17 protein-coding genes are annotated in these 17,685 nt (G+C 40.0%); 1 reads left to right on the top strand and 16 read right to left on the bottom strand.

The features are described 5' to 3' along the window. Positions 1-187 precede the first annotated feature (187 nt). On the top strand, positions 188-823 hold the full coding sequence (lexA, locus tag CLV38_RS00085; RefSeq protein ID WP_106189903.1) for a transcriptional repressor LexA: 636 nt from the start codon (positions 188-190) through the stop codon (positions 821-823). Between the two features lie 46 nt (positions 824-869). Here the strand turns inward: lexA and CLV38_RS00080 are convergent, their stop codons facing one another. From CLV38_RS00080 to fabZ, 16 genes are all read right to left on the bottom strand, one after another. After that, on the bottom strand, positions 870-1,382 hold the full coding sequence (locus tag CLV38_RS00080; protein WP_106189900.1) for an adenine phosphoribosyltransferase: 513 nt from the start codon (positions 1,380-1,382) through the stop codon (positions 870-872). Positions 1,383-1,417: 35 nt separating this feature from the next. Beyond that, entirely contained in the window at positions 1,418-3,724 is a 2,307-nt protein-coding gene (gene recJ, locus CLV38_RS00075) for a single-stranded-DNA-specific exonuclease RecJ (protein ID WP_106189898.1), read from the bottom strand. 96 nt (positions 3,725-3,820) lie between these two features. Further along, positions 3,821-4,684, bottom strand: coding sequence for a DegV family protein (locus CLV38_RS00070; RefSeq protein WP_106189895.1), 864 nt, complete (start codon positions 4,682-4,684; stop codon positions 3,821-3,823). Continuing rightward, positions 4,677-5,009 (bottom strand): LapA family protein, encoded by a 333-nt coding sequence (locus CLV38_RS00065; RefSeq protein ID WP_106189892.1) that lies wholly within the window; start codon positions 5,007-5,009, stop codon positions 4,677-4,679. Before CLV38_RS00065 ends, CLV38_RS00070 begins: the two co-directional genes overlap by 8 nt. Before the next feature lie 73 nt (positions 5,010-5,082). Further along, on the bottom strand, positions 5,083-5,874 hold the full coding sequence (locus tag CLV38_RS00060; protein WP_106189890.1) for an SDR family NAD(P)-dependent oxidoreductase: 792 nt from the start codon (positions 5,872-5,874) through the stop codon (positions 5,083-5,085). Further along, complete coding sequence (rnz, locus tag CLV38_RS00055; RefSeq protein ID WP_106189888.1) at positions 5,867-6,814, bottom strand: ribonuclease Z; 948 nt, start codon at positions 6,812-6,814, stop codon at positions 5,867-5,869. The genes CLV38_RS00060 and rnz overlap by 8 nt, the downstream gene beginning before the upstream one ends. A 20-nt stretch (positions 6,815-6,834) precedes the next feature. Then, positions 6,835-8,130, bottom strand: a complete 1,296-nt coding sequence (gene obgE, locus CLV38_RS00050; RefSeq protein WP_106190338.1) for a GTPase ObgE — start codon at positions 8,128-8,130, stop codon at positions 6,835-6,837. Positions 8,131-8,275: 145 nt separating this feature from the next. Further along, positions 8,276-9,418 carry a glutamyl-tRNA reductase gene (locus tag CLV38_RS00045; protein WP_106189885.1) on the bottom strand — a complete coding sequence of 381 codons (1,143 nt, stop codon included), beginning with the start codon at positions 9,416-9,418 and terminating at the stop codon, positions 8,276-8,278. Beyond that, positions 9,415-10,020 (bottom strand): ribosome biogenesis GTP-binding protein YihA/YsxC, encoded by a 606-nt coding sequence (gene yihA, locus CLV38_RS00040; protein WP_106189882.1) that lies wholly within the window; start codon positions 10,018-10,020, stop codon positions 9,415-9,417. Before yihA ends, CLV38_RS00045 begins: the two co-directional genes overlap by 4 nt. A 203-nt stretch (positions 10,021-10,223) precedes the next feature. After that, positions 10,224-11,477 carry an ATP-dependent Clp protease ATP-binding subunit ClpX gene (gene clpX, locus CLV38_RS00035; RefSeq protein ID WP_106190336.1) on the bottom strand — a complete coding sequence of 418 codons (1,254 nt, stop codon included), beginning with the start codon at positions 11,475-11,477 and terminating at the stop codon, positions 10,224-10,226. A gap of 98 nt (positions 11,478-11,575) precedes the next feature. After that, positions 11,576-12,886 (bottom strand): trigger factor, encoded by a 1,311-nt coding sequence (gene tig, locus CLV38_RS00030; RefSeq protein WP_106189879.1) that lies wholly within the window; start codon positions 12,884-12,886, stop codon positions 11,576-11,578. 151 nt (positions 12,887-13,037) lie between these two features. Next, a complete protein-coding gene (locus CLV38_RS00025) occupies positions 13,038-13,988 on the bottom strand; it encodes a hypothetical protein (RefSeq protein ID WP_106189876.1) in 951 nt (316 codons plus the stop codon). Between the two features lie 101 nt (positions 13,989-14,089). After that, positions 14,090-14,872, bottom strand: coding sequence for an acetyl-CoA carboxylase carboxyltransferase subunit alpha (locus tag CLV38_RS00020; RefSeq protein ID WP_106189874.1), 783 nt, complete (start codon positions 14,870-14,872; stop codon positions 14,090-14,092). Next, complete coding sequence (gene accD / locus CLV38_RS00015) at positions 14,865-15,737, bottom strand: acetyl-CoA carboxylase, carboxyltransferase subunit beta (protein ID WP_106189871.1); 873 nt, start codon at positions 15,735-15,737, stop codon at positions 14,865-14,867. Before accD ends, CLV38_RS00020 begins: the two co-directional genes overlap by 8 nt. Next, a complete protein-coding gene (accC, locus tag CLV38_RS00010) occupies positions 15,724-17,109 on the bottom strand; it encodes an acetyl-CoA carboxylase biotin carboxylase subunit (RefSeq protein ID WP_106189868.1) in 1,386 nt (461 codons plus the stop codon). The genes accD and accC overlap by 14 nt, the downstream gene beginning before the upstream one ends. A gap of 40 nt (positions 17,110-17,149) precedes the next feature. Further along, positions 17,150-17,581 carry a 3-hydroxyacyl-ACP dehydratase FabZ gene (gene fabZ / locus CLV38_RS00005; RefSeq protein ID WP_106189866.1) on the bottom strand — a complete coding sequence of 144 codons (432 nt, stop codon included), beginning with the start codon at positions 17,579-17,581 and terminating at the stop codon, positions 17,150-17,152. Between the last annotated feature and the right edge of the window lie 104 nt (positions 17,582-17,685).

Here is a 17,685-nt window from a genome sequence, read left to right as displayed (position 1 = left end):
TGACACTTCTTTGTTACTTTTACCCTTTAATCATAACATTACTGGGTCAAAAGTGGTAGGCATAGATTGTTAAAATAAACACCATTCTAATTCGAACATTTGTTTGAATAAGGGTATTAGCTATGCTATACTAAATTTAATAATAGAACGGTTGTTCCATTAAAATGATGAAAGTGAGGGTTTATGAATGACCACTAGAGGCCGAAAAGGCGAAAAACAAATTGAAATTCTACATTATATTTACAGTCAGTTCAAGAAAAAAGGATATCCTCCTACAGTTAGAGAAATAGGGACTGCTACAGCACTTTCTTCAACTTCAACTGTTCATGGGCATTTGGCCAGACTTGAAAAAAACGGATTTATTCTAAGAGATCCGTCAAAACCGAGAGCGATTGAATTTACTAAATTAGGATTAGATAAACTAGGCATCAATGAAGATGAGGATAAAATCCCATTACTAGGCGTCGTAACCGCCGGAGAACCTATCTTAGCTATTGAAGAAGCGACAGATTATTTCCCGATTCCAAATGATTTGGAACTGGACAAAGGTAATTTATTCATGTTGACCATTCGTGGTGAGAGTATGATGAACGTCGGTATACTGGACGGCGATCAAGTCATCGTAAGAAAACAGGAAACGGCAAACAATGGTGATATTGTTATTGCCATGACTGACGAAGATGAAGCAACCTGTAAACGATTCTTCAAAGAAAAGAATTATATCAGACTGCAGCCTGAAAATGATTCGATGGACCCTATCATCTTGAATGACGTCAAGATACTGGGCCGAGTAATCTCTCTATATAGAAGTCACATATTTTAAACAAAAAAAGTTTCCATCCTTTAATCAGGGTGGAAACTTTTTTGTATTAATAAGTCATTAAAGTGAAAATGTCATATCCTTTGATCTGATCTCTTCCTTTAAGATCCGCCAGTTCAATAAAGAATGCCGCTCCTACAACTTCTCCGCCCAGTTTCTCAACCAGTTCGATAGTCGCTGCGATAGTTCCGCCTGTTGCCAGAAGATCATCGGTAATCAATACTTTCTGACCCGGTTTAATTGCATCTTTGTGCAGTTGAAGAATATCATTTCCATATTCCAGTCCATAACTGACTTCGATTGTTTCTCTAGGCAATTTTCCTTTTTTACGACAAGGTGCAAATCCAATTTCCAGTTCATTTGCTACCGGACAGCCGACAATAAAGCCTCTTGCTTCAGGGCCGACAATCATTTCGACTCCCTTGTCCTTTGCGTATTCTACTATCTGTCTCGTTGCTTCTTTATAAGCTTTCCCATCAGCCATCAATGGGGAAATATCTCTAAATGTAATGCCTTCTTCTGGAAAATCTGGTACATCAGCAATAAATTGTTTGAAATCCATGTTCAATCCTCCGTTATGCTCTTCACATATACATATTATGACTCTTTTAGGTTAGTCAGTAATTCGTTAAATGAACTATAAACCAATTTTTCTTCCACTTTAATCTGGTTTAATCGTCTCTTATACGTTTTAGTATCTTCCAGTCTTTTTTTGCTGGGATTGGATACAACACTCAACTTCCCATCTTCCATTGTAACAAATTCATTCTCTAAAAACACCATCAACATAAATTTAGCTACTTCTTTATCTACTTTGAGCTCCCTTATGAGCTCATTAGTATCTGTTTCAAGTTTAATCTCTTTTTTATGATGCAGCCACTTATAAAGGGTAGAAAATTGTGAGTGTTTCGGCATACCTTTGAAATAATAATCATTAGGCGAGTAAAAGTAAAAGAAGAAAGAATGAGTCTCATAATAGCTGTAAACAGATTTGAAGTCAGCCATATCATCCGGTATATCTACTATATACACTTTTTTGTCAGGTGAAATCGGTGTCAGCTCTTCTCCTTTAGCCATTAATCTATGAGTAGCTTCTGAATTGATTTCATCATTCCATTTTGAGTAAACAGACTTCTGGAAGAAGATATAATGTGCTTGAGGGTCTTTAAAGACAGCTTTATTCAATTTCATCTGTCTCTTATCAATCACAATCGACTGATCTGTTCGGTAGTCGATGGCCTGAACTTGCAGTTTACGGTTCCCGTTCCATTCGTTGATGGCTATATACCCTGCTACATCTAGAGTTGGATGAGATTTAAACACTTCCTGCCAGTGCGAAGCACCAAAAGCTATTAAATCGATCATTTTATCATCCTTGGATAATGTCGTTTTAAAATGGTCTTTGTTGGCACCAATTACCTTGGGATCCTGTGGGACAACTGCAGGAAGCTTAAAGAGCGGTTTTTTGTTGTCCTGCCCGAATGGTCTTAGCTGGTTTAGTTCTTCTATCATCTCAATAGACAGTTCGTCAAAGTCAGCTGTTGAGTCAATTATCAGCTCTCTCTTAAGTGTACTATCACCTGTCATGGTTTGAGCAATAGCGTTCAGTTCCTCATTAAAGATCCCCAATTTATCCAAATCAAGACTTAACCCGCAGGCCATTTCGTGACCACCAAATCCGGTTAAATGATGACTGACTTTCTCCATGCACGCAAACAGATTGAATCCTTCTATACTCCGTCCGGATCCTTTTAATTTACTCTCAGCCTGATCTAATGACAGTATCAGTGTCGGTTTGTTCGTCTTTTCTACTACTTTACTGGCCACTATCCCTAGAACGCCCTGATGCCAGTCAGCATCTTTCAAGACAATGACGGCATCGTCTTTATGATCATTGAGCTGTTGGAAAGCTTCTTTTGTAATTTTCTCAACAATTTGTTTTCGTTCAGTGTTCTTGTCGAGGACCATCTGACTCAATATTTTTGCCCTTTCATCATCAAATGTGTTTAAGAGTTCAACAACGTCAGAGGCATCTCCCAGTCGACCGACTGCATTAATTGGTGGGGCTAGTTTAAAACCAATGACTTCTTCATCGATTTCGCTTAGTGTAATCTCGGCTTTTGAAAGTAATGTCAGTAACCCTAGTCGTTGTGTCCGCTTGATCAGTTTTAGACCAAAGTAAGCTATCGCTCTATTTTCATCTGTAAGGGAAACGACATCAGCTATTGTCCCAATCATCGCCAACTCGAGAAACTCTTCCGGAATCTCACCCATCAGTGCTTGTGCTACTTTCAGACTGACTCCTGCACCTGCCAGTTCTTTAAAAGGGTAAGTCCCTGCAGGATGTTTTGGATGGATGATGCTGTAAGCTTTAGGTAATTCTTTTGGACATTCGTGATGATCTGTCACAATAACATCCACGCCCAGTTCATTCGCTCTACTGATTGCCTCATGTCCCGCAATTCCATTATCAACAGTGATGATCAGTTCGGTTCCATTTTCAATCAGCTGTTCAAATGCCTCTACATTAGGTCCATATCCTTCAATAAAGCGGTTTGGAATAAAGTAATTAACTTGACCTCCCAGCAGTTCTATAGCTTCATACATAATAACGGTACTTGTTACGCCATCAGCATCATAGTCTCCGTATACGGTTATTTTCTGGTTATTCATGATAGCAGCCTGAATTCTTTCAACCGTTTTTGTCATATCGACCATTTCAAAAGGGTCGTGGAACCAGTCGATAGAGGGTTCCTTAAACCGGCTGATTTCTTCTTTTGATATTAATCCTCTGTTCATACATAAACGGATGAACGATCTGGAATGATTTAATTCATCAGCTAACTGATTGATCGTTTCTTCGTCTCCATTTACTGTGTCACGCCAAATTGTTTCTGACAGCAATCCATTCACTCCCTGTTTTATTCATGCTTTCTTATTATAACAAAAAAAAAGATACAATAAAGAGAAGTCTCCATTGTATCTTGCTGATTTTTAAATTTAATCTAATATCTGCACACCGATACCAATGAGGCCGGGACCTGTATGCACACCTAATGCCGGACTTATCTGATCAAAGAAAAATTCTTCAAAGTGGGGTAGTTTCTCTTTCATCTCATCGCGAATTGCTTCTGATTCTTTCAAAGCAGTTTTGCCGCCATACGCAATTGCCAAATTATACTTCTTGGAATTACCCGCATATTCTTCAACCAGCTGAAGTGTTTTGCTGACAGATTTAGATTTACCTCTTACTTTTGCAACAGTATGATATATACCATCTTCATTACACGTAATAATCGGTTTAAGGTTCATCATACTGCCTAAAACAGATTGGACCAGACCAATACGTCCACCCTTTTGAAGGTACTCAAGAGTTGGCACGTGGAAAAAGACTTTTGCTTTTTCGACGCCATTTTTCAGTTCTTCTTTAATAACTTCCCAGTCTTTATCACTGTCAGACAACAAGGCAGCAGTTACGACGGAGAACCCGGAGCCGATACCGATATTTTTAGTATCCAGTACGAAAATATCCAGTCCTTCATACTGCTCAGCTACGATGCGAATCATGTTATTCGTTCCGCTTAGTCCACTGGAAATCGTTACCACTAACACTTTTTCATATCCTTCAGCTTTAATATCATCCAGAATGTCTTTAATCATCTCACCGTCTGGTAGTGATGTTTTAGGTATCTCGTTTTCCATACGGTCATATACTTCTTCAGCGGTGATGTTTACTTTATCGATGTATTCACCGTCTTCAAAAATAATTTTTAACGGAATAATTTTTACATCGTATTTATTTTTGATCATTTCTGGCACATCTGAACCTGAGTCTGTTAGAACTGCAATTTTCTGTTTATTCATTGTTGTCCCCCAGTTCGTTGTTTGGTTTATTCACATCTCTAGTATCTTTAGTTTCTTCAAGACCATTACCCGATCTTGTTTTTCGAGTAGTAGGTCTGCGGCTTTCTTTTTTCTCTTTGTTATGGTCTTTATAGACCTTAAAAGTAGATAAAAGTGTTGCAATGAGTGCTCCTATTAAGACAGAAACAAAAATAATCAGAATAAGCGGCCATTCAACTGTAGTAAATCCAAAGTTCATCGGAACCGAATCTACATTTAGTACTGACAGATAAGCCACAATTAAAAACAGAACTATCGCTCCAACCATGCTCCATTGACGTTTCATAAGCGAACTCCTCTCGAATACAAACTATTTTCTTAAGAATACCATAATTTTATGAGTATTACATTAGAATCGCTTATTTTTTGTTAAAAGCTGTTCTCACTATATAATCACTGATAGTGGGAAAAAGTGTATACACTTTAGAAGCAACGTCCAGCAGTTTAGGCAAATTGACTTCCCGCTTCGACGTGCCTATTGCTTTAACCGTCTGACTAGCGACATACTCAGCTGATAGAACAACAGAACTTACATTTTTTAAATAAGCACCTGACGGGTCAAATTCATCAAAGAATGCAGTGTCAACAGGACCTGGATTGACAGTCGTCACATTGATGTCATGCTCTTTCAATTCCAGTCTCAATGTATTACTGAAGCCAATAACAGCAAATTTAGTAGCTGAATAGACTGCTGATTTAGGAGTCGCCACTTTACCTGCTATAGAGGCTACATTTATAATGGGTCCGGACTTATATTGAATCATATTTTTAGCTATCAGTTGAGACATATACATCAGTCCCAGAACATTTACTTTGAACATGTTTTCAACTTTTGAAAAATCATATTCCGTAAAAGTCTCCGTGTGGCCGAACCCGGCATTGTTAATTAAAACATCGATCTGACCTAATTTGTCAGTCACGTGATTGACAGCCTTCTCTATTGCGTCAAGATCGGAAACATCCAGGGGGTAAACAATAACATTAGCCCCATACTTTTCTTTACAGACCTCTTTCACAGCATGCAGCTTGTCCACACTGCGCGCACTTAAAATAAGTACAGCGCCCTTTGAAGCAAGCTGGTAGGCTAGTTCCTCACCGATTCCGGAGGATGCTCCAGTTATCCAAATACGTTTATCTTTTATTTTACTCATCGGTTCCCACTTCTTTCCTTACAGGTATGGATACTTCAGAAAAATCATTCATCATGTATGTTTCAGGAAAAACAGTACGTGCTTCTCTCTCCATTGCCTTGCTGTCTGCATAAAGGTAACGGGCACTGACGTGAGTCAGCAGCAGTTTCTTGGCATTTGCTTCTTTAGCTGTCATAGCTGCATCCACATTCGTAGAATGATTGTAACTGGTTGCCAGCTTCTGATCATCTGACGTAAAGGTACTTTCATGTACCAGTACATCTGTATCGTTTGCCAGTTCTACACTTGCCTGACTTTTTAAAGTGTCCCCCAAAATAGTGAGGACTCTGCCCTTTTGACTAGGGCCAATATAGTCCCGCCCGTTTATTTCTCTACCATCTTCCAGTTTAACCGTTTTGCCCTGTTTTAATTGACCAAAAAGTGGCCCGAACGGCACGCCGATGTCTTTTAATGCATCAGCCATCAGTTCGCCTTCGCGGTCTTTCTCCTGAACTCTGAATCCATAGGAAGGAATCCCATGCTTCAGCTTTTTTATACTAACGATGAATTGATCATCTTCAAAAATGACCCCTTCTTCACTGAATTCCACAAATCGTATCGGATATCTAAAATGGGATTGCGACAGTTTCAAGGACATCGTGACATACTGTTTTATGCCTGGAGGACCGTAAATCGTTAGCAGCGTCTCTCCACCTTGAAAAGCCCGGCTGCTGAGAAGACCTGGCAGACCAAAAATGTGGTCCCCATGCATATGAGTTATAAAAATCTTTTCTATTTTTCTAGGCTTAACTGTGGTATTCAAAATCTGATGCTGAGTAGATTCACCACAGTCAAATAGCCAGAGACTGTTTCGTTCATCGAGCAGCTTTAATACAATACTCGATAAATTACGGTGTTTTGCCGGCACACCGGATCCGGTACCCAAAAATAATAAATCCATATCATTATCCTTTATTTATATTATTCTACAAAGTCAAATTCGAAGTCATCTATTCTTACGGTGTCTCCGCCTTTAGCTCCTTTATCACGGAGTTCCTGATCAATACCCATTCCTCTTAACTGTCTGGAGAAACGCATAATGGATTCATCAAACTGGAAGTTAGTCATTTGATACAGTTTCACAACTTTATCACCAGAAACGACCCATGTACCATCTGGTTCTCTGGTAATCATATACTCTTTATTTTCAGGTGTAAATTTATACAATACGCGTTCTTCTTTTTCGGTTTCTTCTTCGTATAAAGGAAATTGGGGTGCTGTTTCCAGGATTGCAGCTGTGCGGTTCATCAGCTGGTTTAATCCTTTTTGAGAAAGAGCTGATATTTCAAACAATTCAAATTCTTCTCCTGCATCAGCCATTTCTTTTTTGAACTTTTTAAGATTCTCTTCTGATTCTGGCATGTCCATTTTGTTCGCAACAACGATTTGAGGTCTTTCTCTTAGTTTAAGGTCATATTCTTCCAGTTCTTTATTGATCGTATAATAGTCTTCTACAGGATCTCGTCCTTCAACACCACTCATATCGATAACATGCAGCAACACGCGTGTGCGCTCAATGTGTCTCAGAAATTCTATTCCAAGGCCAACGCCTTGAGAGGCTCCTTCAATCAGTCCGGGCATATCAGCTAAAACAAAACTGTGTCCGTCTTCAGTCTGCACCATTCCCAAGTTCGGAACGAGTGTCGTAAAGTGATAGGCTCCTATTTTTGGTCGTGCCTGAGAGACAACACTTAGCAGTGTCGATTTACCTACAGAAGGAAATCCGACCAACCCTACATCTGCCAGTACTTTCAATTCTAATTCTACATCCAGTTCGTCGCCGGGCTCGCCATTTTCAGCGATTTCGGGTGCAGGATTTCTTGGAGAGGCGAATCTTATGTTTCCTCGTCCTCCTCGCCCTCCACGAGCAACAACTGCTTCCTGACCATGTTCGACCAGATCAGCAATCATTCGGCCATTGTCTGCTTCCTTAACAATAGTACCAGGCGGAACTTTAACAAATAACGTTTTTGCCCCTCTACCATGCATTCCTTTGGACATTCCATTTTCACCATGTTCAGCTCTGAAATGACGGTTATATCTGAAATCCATCAGTGTTCGTAGTCCTTCATCGACCACAAAGACCACGTCTCCACCTAATCCACCGTCTCCTCCAGCTGGTCCACCATCTGGTATATACTTTTCACGACGGAATGCAACCATTCCGTCTCCACCTTTTCCAGCTTTAACGCTGACTTTAACTTGATCTAAAAACATTGACACGTTTAACCCTTCTTTCTCCCTCGTTCATGACTCGCTTATCTCTTTTATTTTACACTAATTTGATGGTGATATCTAATTTCATTTGTACACTCTAATAATTCCGTCTTCCAACAAAAAAAGAGCCGATGAATCGACTCTCCTAGACTTGTTGACTTATTCTTTTTGTCAGACACTTTCGTCTTGAATTGAGCTCTTTTTTTATAGCCGGAATGATGGGGTGACATTCCTGAAGCTGATTATAGTGAATCATATACTGATTAGTCATGACTGATATCAGTTCATCATAAGCAGTATGAGCAGCTTCTACTTTTTCATCAAGAAATACTTTTTTTGGTTCGTCCTCAATATGTTTGTATATCAACTCATTATATCTTGAGAAGACTGTTTCATCTTGTGAAAAACTGAAATCGAAAAATAGTTGACGCTTTAGAGTAGGTCTAAGTATTTTCATTTCATTGATCAGTTCTTCTGAAATCCACAAGTTTTTCTCTGACGGACCGATTATGATCACATCTGACTTGGCCAGTCTGTAGAGCAACTGTGATGAATCGACCAAATGGATGTTTTTAAGCAAGTTTGACTGATTCGTAATCTGTAACCATTGCTTCAATTCATCGACCGACTGTTCAGATTCATGACTGCGATTCAAGACAGTCAAAGAGCCCTGATCTGTTCCTGATAAATGCTTGATGACCTGATTAGTCAGTCCTTCACTCCCAATAACCAAATAATGGTTTGCCCCATGACTGTTCTGGGTTGTCCTGATCAATCGGACCGCTCTGGACACATCTCCTTGAAGCAGCGGTTCGAGTGATTGTCTCTCACACAGATCAAGAGAGAAATCGACCGCTTTTTTGAACAGCGTATGCAAAACATTACCTGCGGTTTGCTCTTCCACAGCGTTCATGAGCGCATTATCAATGACATCTACAGGTTCAGAGGTATGATTTGTTGAGAGTTCAATACTGCTCGACACATGCAGGAGATGTTTGACAACATCCTCATTAAACTTGCTGTAAGTTTCGAGAATCACTTCTTCAAGCATCTTATCCGTGTAATGAGACAAATAGCGTAAAAGGTCCCCATGTTTAAAATCTTTCTCATCCACAAACAAATAATACTCATTTCTACTGTCTGTAACCAGCAAAACAACTTCTTTAACACCATTAAATGCAGCGATGTCATGTAAGTGTTCTCTGCGCGCTGACTGTGTCAAACTGTATCTGTGTATATCCTGGGATGAGACAGTGTCTCTGTTCACTCCATACATTAACAGTTTCATTCCATCTCATTCCTTGTATAGCTCAGTATCTCTTCCCAAATCTCATCACGACCTTCTCTTGAAAATGAAGAGAACGTAAAAAATTTATCTTCAGGTTCGAATCTGAGCGTTCGTTTGATAATACCTTCGTGCTTATTGTATTTTGATTTCTTGATTTTATCTGCTTTCGTGCCGATTACTAGTACCGGTATATTGTAATATTTATACAAGTCATACATTTGAACATCTAAATCTGATGGTTCATGTCTGAAATCCACTAAAAGGATGCCTAGTGCCAGCTCTTCTCTGGTCGCAAAATACTCGGTCATCATTCTGCCCCATTTTTCCTGCTCTGCATTGGAAACTTTGGCATATCCGTATCCTGGTACATCAACAAAAAACAATTCTTTTTCAATATTAAAGAAATTTAAGGTACGCGTTTTCCCAGGCTGTCCGGATGTACGCGCTAGCTTTTTTCGGTTAACCATTGTGTTAATAAAAGAAGACTTTCCTACGTTGGATCTTCCGGCCAGAACTATCTCAGTCAGACCATCCTCGGGATACTGTGAAGGAGACACGGCACTTATAGTAATCTCAGCATAATTTATTCTATCGCTGTTCATTTCTTCTCCTCCGTTTACGAAATTTATCACTAGTAAGTATATCATACTCAGTTTAATTTTAAAGTCTTATATTAATATTTTGTAACAAGGATAATTCTATGTTACGGAAAAGTGACTAATGAACACGACGACTGTCATACACTATATAAAAACAAACCCCCGAAATCATTCCCGGAGGTTTGCTGCATTCTATTATTTAGTAATCAGCTGACTTTTTGTCCATCTTCATCATAGAAGACAGGATTTGACTGTGTTTCTACAGTTTCCTGAGTGATCACGACTTTTTTGATGTCCGGTCGACTTGGCACTTCGAACATAATATCCATCATAATACTTTCGATGATCGAGCGTAAGCCACGGGCTCCTGTATCTCTCTCGATCGCACGCTTGCCGATACCAATCAATGCATCATCTTCGAAATCAAGTTCAACTTCATCGATCTGCAGTAATTTTTTGTACTGTTTAACTAATGAATTTTTTGGCTTGGTCAAAATTTCGACAAGGTCCTCTTCATTTAGCTTATCCAAAACAGCTGTAATAGGCAGTCGTCCGATAAACTCTGGAATTAATCCATATTTGAGTAAATCTTCAGGAATGATCTGCTGCATAATACTGTGTTTCTCATCTGCTTCTTTACGTTTGTTTGTTGCGCCGAAACCGATCACTTTATCGCCCAGACGATTTTTGACAATTGTTTCGATCCCGTCAAAAGCTCCCCCAACAATAAAGAGAATGTTGGTGGTATCGATTTGAATCAGCTCCTGATGCGGATGCTTTCTTCCACCTTGAGGCGGTACACTGGCAGTTGTTCCTTCAAGTATTTTCAACAACGCTTGCTGTACCCCTTCACCACTGACATCTCTTGTGATTGAGACGTTTTCTGATTTACGGGCAATTTTATCGATTTCATCAACATAAATAATTCCGCGTTGAGCAAGTTCCACGTCATAATCAGCAGACTGCAATAATTTCAAAAGAATGTTTTCAACGTCTTCTCCAACATATCCGGCTTCAGTCAAGTTTGTCGCATCCGCAATGGCAAATGGGACATTCAGAATACGTGCCAGTGTCTGGGCAAGGTACGTTTTACCTGATCCCGTAGGACCGATCAGACAAATATTACTTTTCTGCAGTTCAATATCGTCATCGGACTCTTCATCCATGCTGTTGATACGCTTATAATGGTTATAAACGGCTACAGATAACGCCTTTTTAGCAGATTCCTGTCCAATGATATACTCATTGAGGATTTCACGAATTTCAAAGGGTTTAGGGACACTCATTTCACCATCAAATGACTGCTTGTTAAATTCCTCTTCCATAATTTCCTGACATAAGTCTACACATTCATTACAAATATATACTCCTGGACCGGCCACTATTTTTTTAACTTGTTCTTGTGATTTTCCACAGAATGAGCACGAAATATTGCCCTTTTGTTCTTCATCATTAAACATAGGCATGGTCACCTCTTTCATAGACTAGTATATTTTTTATGGTATTTATGAAAAACGGGAATGCTGGTTAGGCATCCCCTATTTTATATATACCCGTTTTACTCTTTTTCAGAGCTTTCAGTTTTCTCTAACGTTTCTTTAGCAGTTGTTGTAATCAGATCAATTGCTTTTTTCAACGAAATATCTCTGTTCAGTAAGTCTGGAGATAAGACGTTACGTACTTGATCTTCTGGCATGTTGTATTGACCAGCAAGATCAGTAATTTCTTTTTCCATGTCTTCTTCAGTCGCTTGAAGGCCTTCAGCTTCTACAATTGCTTCTAAGACAAGGTTTGTACGAACGTTAAATTCAGCATCACCTTCGAATTGCTTGTGCAGATCTTCTTCAGAAGAATTTGTCATCTGATAGTACATTTCCGGTGAAATGCCTTGCTGTTTCAAGTTATTAAGGAACATATCCATCTGACGGTGTACTTCTTCATGCGCCATTTCGTGAGGGATTTCTTCAATCTTAGCATTTTCTACTGCTTTTTTGATTGCTTCATCATCTCTTGCATCATCCGCAGAAGATACTTTACCTTCTTCTAGTTCTTTACGGATTTTTTCTTTTAATTCGTCAACAGACTCAACGTCTTCGTCCAGGTCTTTTACAAATTCATCGTCCAATTCAGGTAAAGCTTTTGCTTTAACTTCGTGAACTTTAACTTTGAATACTGCTTCAGCTCCAGCTAAGTCCTCTGAGTGGTATTCTTCAGGGAACGTTAGGGTAACGTCTTTTTCGTCACCAGCTTTTACGCCCACTAATTGTTCTTCAAATCCAGGGATAAATGAGTTAGATCCTAGTTCCAGTGAGTGGTTTTCACCTTTCCCACCTTCGAATGCTTCACCATCTTTAAATCCTTCATAGTCCATAACAACTGTATCGCCTTCTTCAGCTGCTTCTTCTTTTATAGTCAATTCAGCTAAGCTTTCACGGCGTCTGTTTAAAGCCGCGTCAACGTCTTCTTCAGATAATTCGCGGTCCTGTTTAGTTACTTCAAGTTCTTTGTACTGACCAAGTTCAACGTCTGGTTTCAACGTCACATCAGCAATCAGTTCCCAGTCCTGATTTTTCTCAACAGATTTAATATCTACATTTGGTTGTGCTACAGGCTCAATACCCGCTTCTTCAACAGCTTTTGAATAAGCTGCAGGCAACAAATCGTTTAATGTATCTTCATAAAGTGCTGCTTCACCATACATCTGGTTGAAAATACGACGTGGAACTCTTCCTTTACGGAATCCAGGGACGTTTAATGTTTTTTGTACTTTTTTAAATGTCTTGTCTAATCCTTTTTGAACAGTTTCCTGATCAATGCTAAACTCCAGACGACCCGTAGTCGCTCCAGTTTTTTCAAATGTTGTTTCCATGTATAATTACCCTCCGAAATGATTTGTATTTTAGTAATAGTTAATTATTTCCAGTGAGTACAGAAAATAATCGGTATATCACCGTTTTTTATTTAAACATACTTGATTATCATACAATATTTTGCACTTAATGTAAACTCTAGAAGCTTAATTACTGGAATTCCTGATGTATTCTGGTGATCCAGGACTGAATAAATTCTATCTGGTCTCCACTGCCTTTTCCCGGTGCAGGAGCAGTCGGATCGATCATCTGTGCAATGGCTCTGATCCAGTCAGTTATCTGCTCTTTCTTGATGACGTCATCAACGAATGGATACAACAGCAGCAAAATCATGTTCAGTTCACTTTTAACCAGTTCTTCCATAGAGGGATCCTGCTCGTATATCTTTTCAGTCTGAGTTAGCATCTCCTGTATGATCGGGTCATCTTCAAATGAGTGCATGTTGATGGGGTTAATGTCTTTAGTCTGTTGGAACCAGCTGTAAGTGAAGGGGTGATCCACCTGTCTTGATATTAGCAGCGACAGAAAACCGGACCGGGCAATCGGATGGACGTATGGGTTCTGGAAAACTGAAGGGGCTGCCTTTTGAAGGTTTTCAGTTCTCATAGCGTGTGCTTCCTGAATGATGGAGAACTGCTCTTCCGGAAGCGTAGATGCCAGTGAAAAAAGTTGTTTTGTCCGTTCTTCTTCTATCGCTTCCCGTTTTTTCTCTTCTTCTTCTTTTCTACTATCCAGAGTAGACTGAAGTGTCTTCCAATTATCTTTATAGACCCCGGCAGGGTCTTTCTGATTTTCATCGATGTGTTTCTGAGCAAGTAAGAACTGTTGGTTATGAATCAGCAGTTCGACATAGACCAGAATTCTTTTGTCATTAGAAAGATAAAACTGTTTTTTGCTTTCAGCAAGGTCCATCGCTTCTTTTACTTGACCGTTGTGAAACAGAGCAGATACCAGCAATACATTTAAACTGTTCTCTTCTTTAATTGCGTAAGCTTTCTTTAAGTGACCGATAGCCACCTCATACTGTCCACTCTGCAGAGCACTCATGGCATGGTGCATATATGTTCCGTAATTTTTCGGAAATTCGATCTGATCTCCCATATGGCATTCACTCCTCGCACATATTGTACCACATCTTTTTTTCGCTTAAACAGTCTTTTACAGCTCAAAAAAGCAACAGGAAAGACTTCCCATTGCTTTTCTTAAAATTTTCTAAACCGGTTGTATCGGTTCCTGACCAATTCTTCTTTGGGTAATAGTGTGAGTTCCTGCAGCTTGGTATTGATATCTGACTTCAGTCGTTCGATGATCACTTCTTTGGGCAACCAGTCTTCTCCGTCTGTTTCAGATATAACACGTTCAATAACACCTAAATCGTTCAGATCTGTCGATGTCAATTTCATCAGTTCTGCTGCATCGCTGGCTTTCTTGGAATCTTTCCAGAGAATAGAGGCAAACCCTTCAGGTGACAAAATAGAATAGATCGAGTATTCCATCATCCAGACTTCGTCTGCAAGTGCCAGTGCCAAGGCTCCGCCACTCCCGCCTTCGCCCAGTATAATGGCTATAACGGGCACTTTAAGGTCACTCATCTCCAGAAGGTTTCTGGCAATCGCTTCCCCTTGTCCTCTTTCTTCCGCCTCTACTCCGCAATAAGCACCTGATGTGTTGATGAAGTTAAGGATCGGCCGATTAAACTTCTCAGCCTGCTTCATCAGCCTCAGTGACTTTCTGTACCCCTCCGGATGAGCTGAACCGAAATTAGAAGCCATGTTTTCTTCAAGGGTCGTGCCTTTTTTGTTTCCTATTACAGTGACCGCTCGTCCATTTAGTCGACCAATCCCACCCATGATGGCTTCATCATCTTTATACTGACGATCGCCGTGCAGCTCTATAAAGTCATCGATCATGAGGGAGGTGATATCCTGGATATTTAACCGGTCAGTTTTTCTAGCCAAGGATACGGTATCCATTACATTACTCATCGTAACCCTCCTTATTAGACCTGTCAGGATCTACATGCATGTCCAACAACTGGCTGATGACAGCACGCAGGTTTTCACGTTCAACGATCTGATCAATAAACCCATTTCTCAGCACTGTCTCTGCCATTTGAAAATCTTCAGGCAGGGATGCTTTGATCGTCTGTTCAATCACCCGTTTCCCCGCAAATCCGACTAAAGCTCCCGGTTCTGCAAGAATAATATCGCCAAGCATAGCGAAACTTGCCGTGACACCTCCGGTAGTTGGATCAGTCAGTACCGTCAAGTAAAACAGTCCTTTTTTTGAATGGTTTTTTATTGCTGCACTGGTTTTAGCCATCTGCATCAGTGAAAAAATACCTTCCTGCATTCTGGCTCCACCTGAAGCAGTAAATAAAACAACTGGAAGTGACTGTTCTGTCGCTTTTTCAAATAGACGTGTTATTTTTTCGCCAACAGCCTGCCCCATGCTCCCCATAATGAAATGGGAATCCATGATACCAATTGCGGCATCTACACCTTTAAACGTCGCCTGACCTGTCAGAACAGCCTCTCTGAGACCAGTACTGATCTGAACGTTTCTAATTTTTTCCTCGTAATCGGGAAAGTCCAGAGGGTTTTTAGGCTGAGTCATTTCATCCCACTCTTTGAAGCTCATAGGATCTATAGTAAGCGCTAATCGCTCCTGAGCTCGAATGCGAAAGGCGTAGTGGCAATTGGGACAAACCCGTTCCTGACCAAGTGCCTTAACATATACGGACTCTTTACAGTTGGGACATTTTTCGAACATCCCGTCTGGAACGGATGGGCCATTTTGAGAAGTTGACTTTTGAATCGAGATATACGGTCGTTTCTTAAATAGTCTCATCAATAGCCTCCTTATCATTCAACCAATTTGGAATGATTACTTTCGACAATGTCTCCGTCGTATAATCCCCAGACACAAAAGATGGCTGCTGTAATAAATCCAGCTGGAAGTCTAAATTCGTCTGAATGCCTTCAATAACCGTTTCATTTAATGCACGATTCATTTTACTGATAGCATCTTCTCTCGTATTTCCATGTGTAATCACTTTAGCAATCATGGAATCATAATAAGGAGGGATAACGCCGCCAGCAAACATTGCCGTGTCAACTCGCAAACCTAATCCCCCGGATGGCATATTCAAGTAACTGATTTCTCCAGGAGAAGGCGCAAAATTGAATGCCGGGTTTTCAGCATTGATCCGACACTCGATTGCATGCCCTTTGAACATGACATCTTCTTGTGTGACTGACAGTTTGTACCCTGCCGCAATATTGATTTGTTCTTTCACAATATCCAGTTGAGTGATCATTTCAGTGATGGGGTGTTCCACTTGAATACGTGTATTCATCTCCATGAAGAAAAAATTCTCGTCCTTATCCACCAAGAACTCGATCGTTCCTGCATTTTTATAGCCTACTTTTTTAGCAGCGCGAACAGCACTGTCACAGATCTTTTCTCTTACGCCATCCGTCAGGGAAGAACTAGGTGCTTCTTCCACAATTTTCTGGTGATTTCGTTGAAGAGAACAATCTCTTTCACCTAAATGCACCACATTACCATAATTATCCGCTAAAATCTGTACCTCTATATGCTTAGCCGGTGTAATAATTTTTTCCACATACATTCGGTTATCATTGAAGGCTGCCTTTGATTCTGACTGAGCCTGAAGAAAACTGGCTTCCAGATGCTCTTCGTCAAACACCATACGCATGCCTTTTCCGCCGCCACCAGCTACTGCTTTTATGATAACAGGTAACCCAATGTCTTCAACATTTCTCTTCAGCTGGTCTATTGTTGTGATGGATTCGTTACTTCCAGGAATGACTGGAACATTCGCTTTCTGCATCATCTCGCGCGCATTAGATTTATTTCCCATCTGATCGATAATTGTTTTATCAGGACCGATGAACGTGATGTTGACCTCTTCACACATGGCAGCAAATAGACTGTTCTCAGAGAGAAATCCAAAACCGGGATGGATAGCTTCAGCACCTGTCAAGACTGCCGCACTTAGAATATTATGTATATTCAAATACGAGTCTGACGCTTTGGGAGGACCTATGCATACTGCCTCATCTGCCAATTGCATATGAAGGGCATCTTCATCAGCAGTAGAATAAACAGCAACAGTCTTGATATTCAGTTCTTTACAGGCACGAATGATCCTTACAGCTATTTCTCCTCTATTGGCCACTAATATTTTTTGAAACATGCATAACCCTTCCTTACTAGATCATAATTGAGATCATTTGCTATTTTCCAATAATAAATGTCATTTCAACTTCACACACTTTTTTTCCGTCAACGTATGCGACGCCTTTACCGATTCCAGCATATTCTTTTAACTTGACAATATCCACTTTTAATTCAAGGACATCACCAGGAATCACTTTTTTTCTAAATTTAACTTTATTCAGACCGCCTAAATAAGCCGTCTGGCCTTTAAACTGGTCCAGTTTGAGTAACGGGATAGATCCAGCTTGTGCTAAACTCTCAACAATCAGAACACCAGGCATTACGGGTTCTCCCGGAAAATGACCCTGGAAAAACTCTTCATTGATTGTAACGTTTTTGATTGCAGTCACGTGCTCTCCTGGAATCATCTCAATAACTTTATCAATAAAATAAATCGGGTAACGATTGGGGATCAGTTCTTGAACTTCAGCGATAGTCATTGTAGTCATTAGTATACTCCTCGTATTATAAGTTTATGGTACTAATCTTAGTTAGTATTGCTTGGATATTCTGGGATATTCCCTAATAATAGGGCCATGGAATAGGTCCACCG

Origin of the sequence: Alkalibacterium olivapovliticus (genome assembly GCF_003003275.1) — a bacterium.
Taxonomy (GTDB): Bacteria; Bacillota; Bacilli; order Lactobacillales; family Carnobacteriaceae_A; genus Alkalibacterium; species Alkalibacterium olivapovliticum.
Note: the sequence above shows the minus strand (reverse complement) of the source record. Positions and strands in the feature narration are given on the sequence as shown.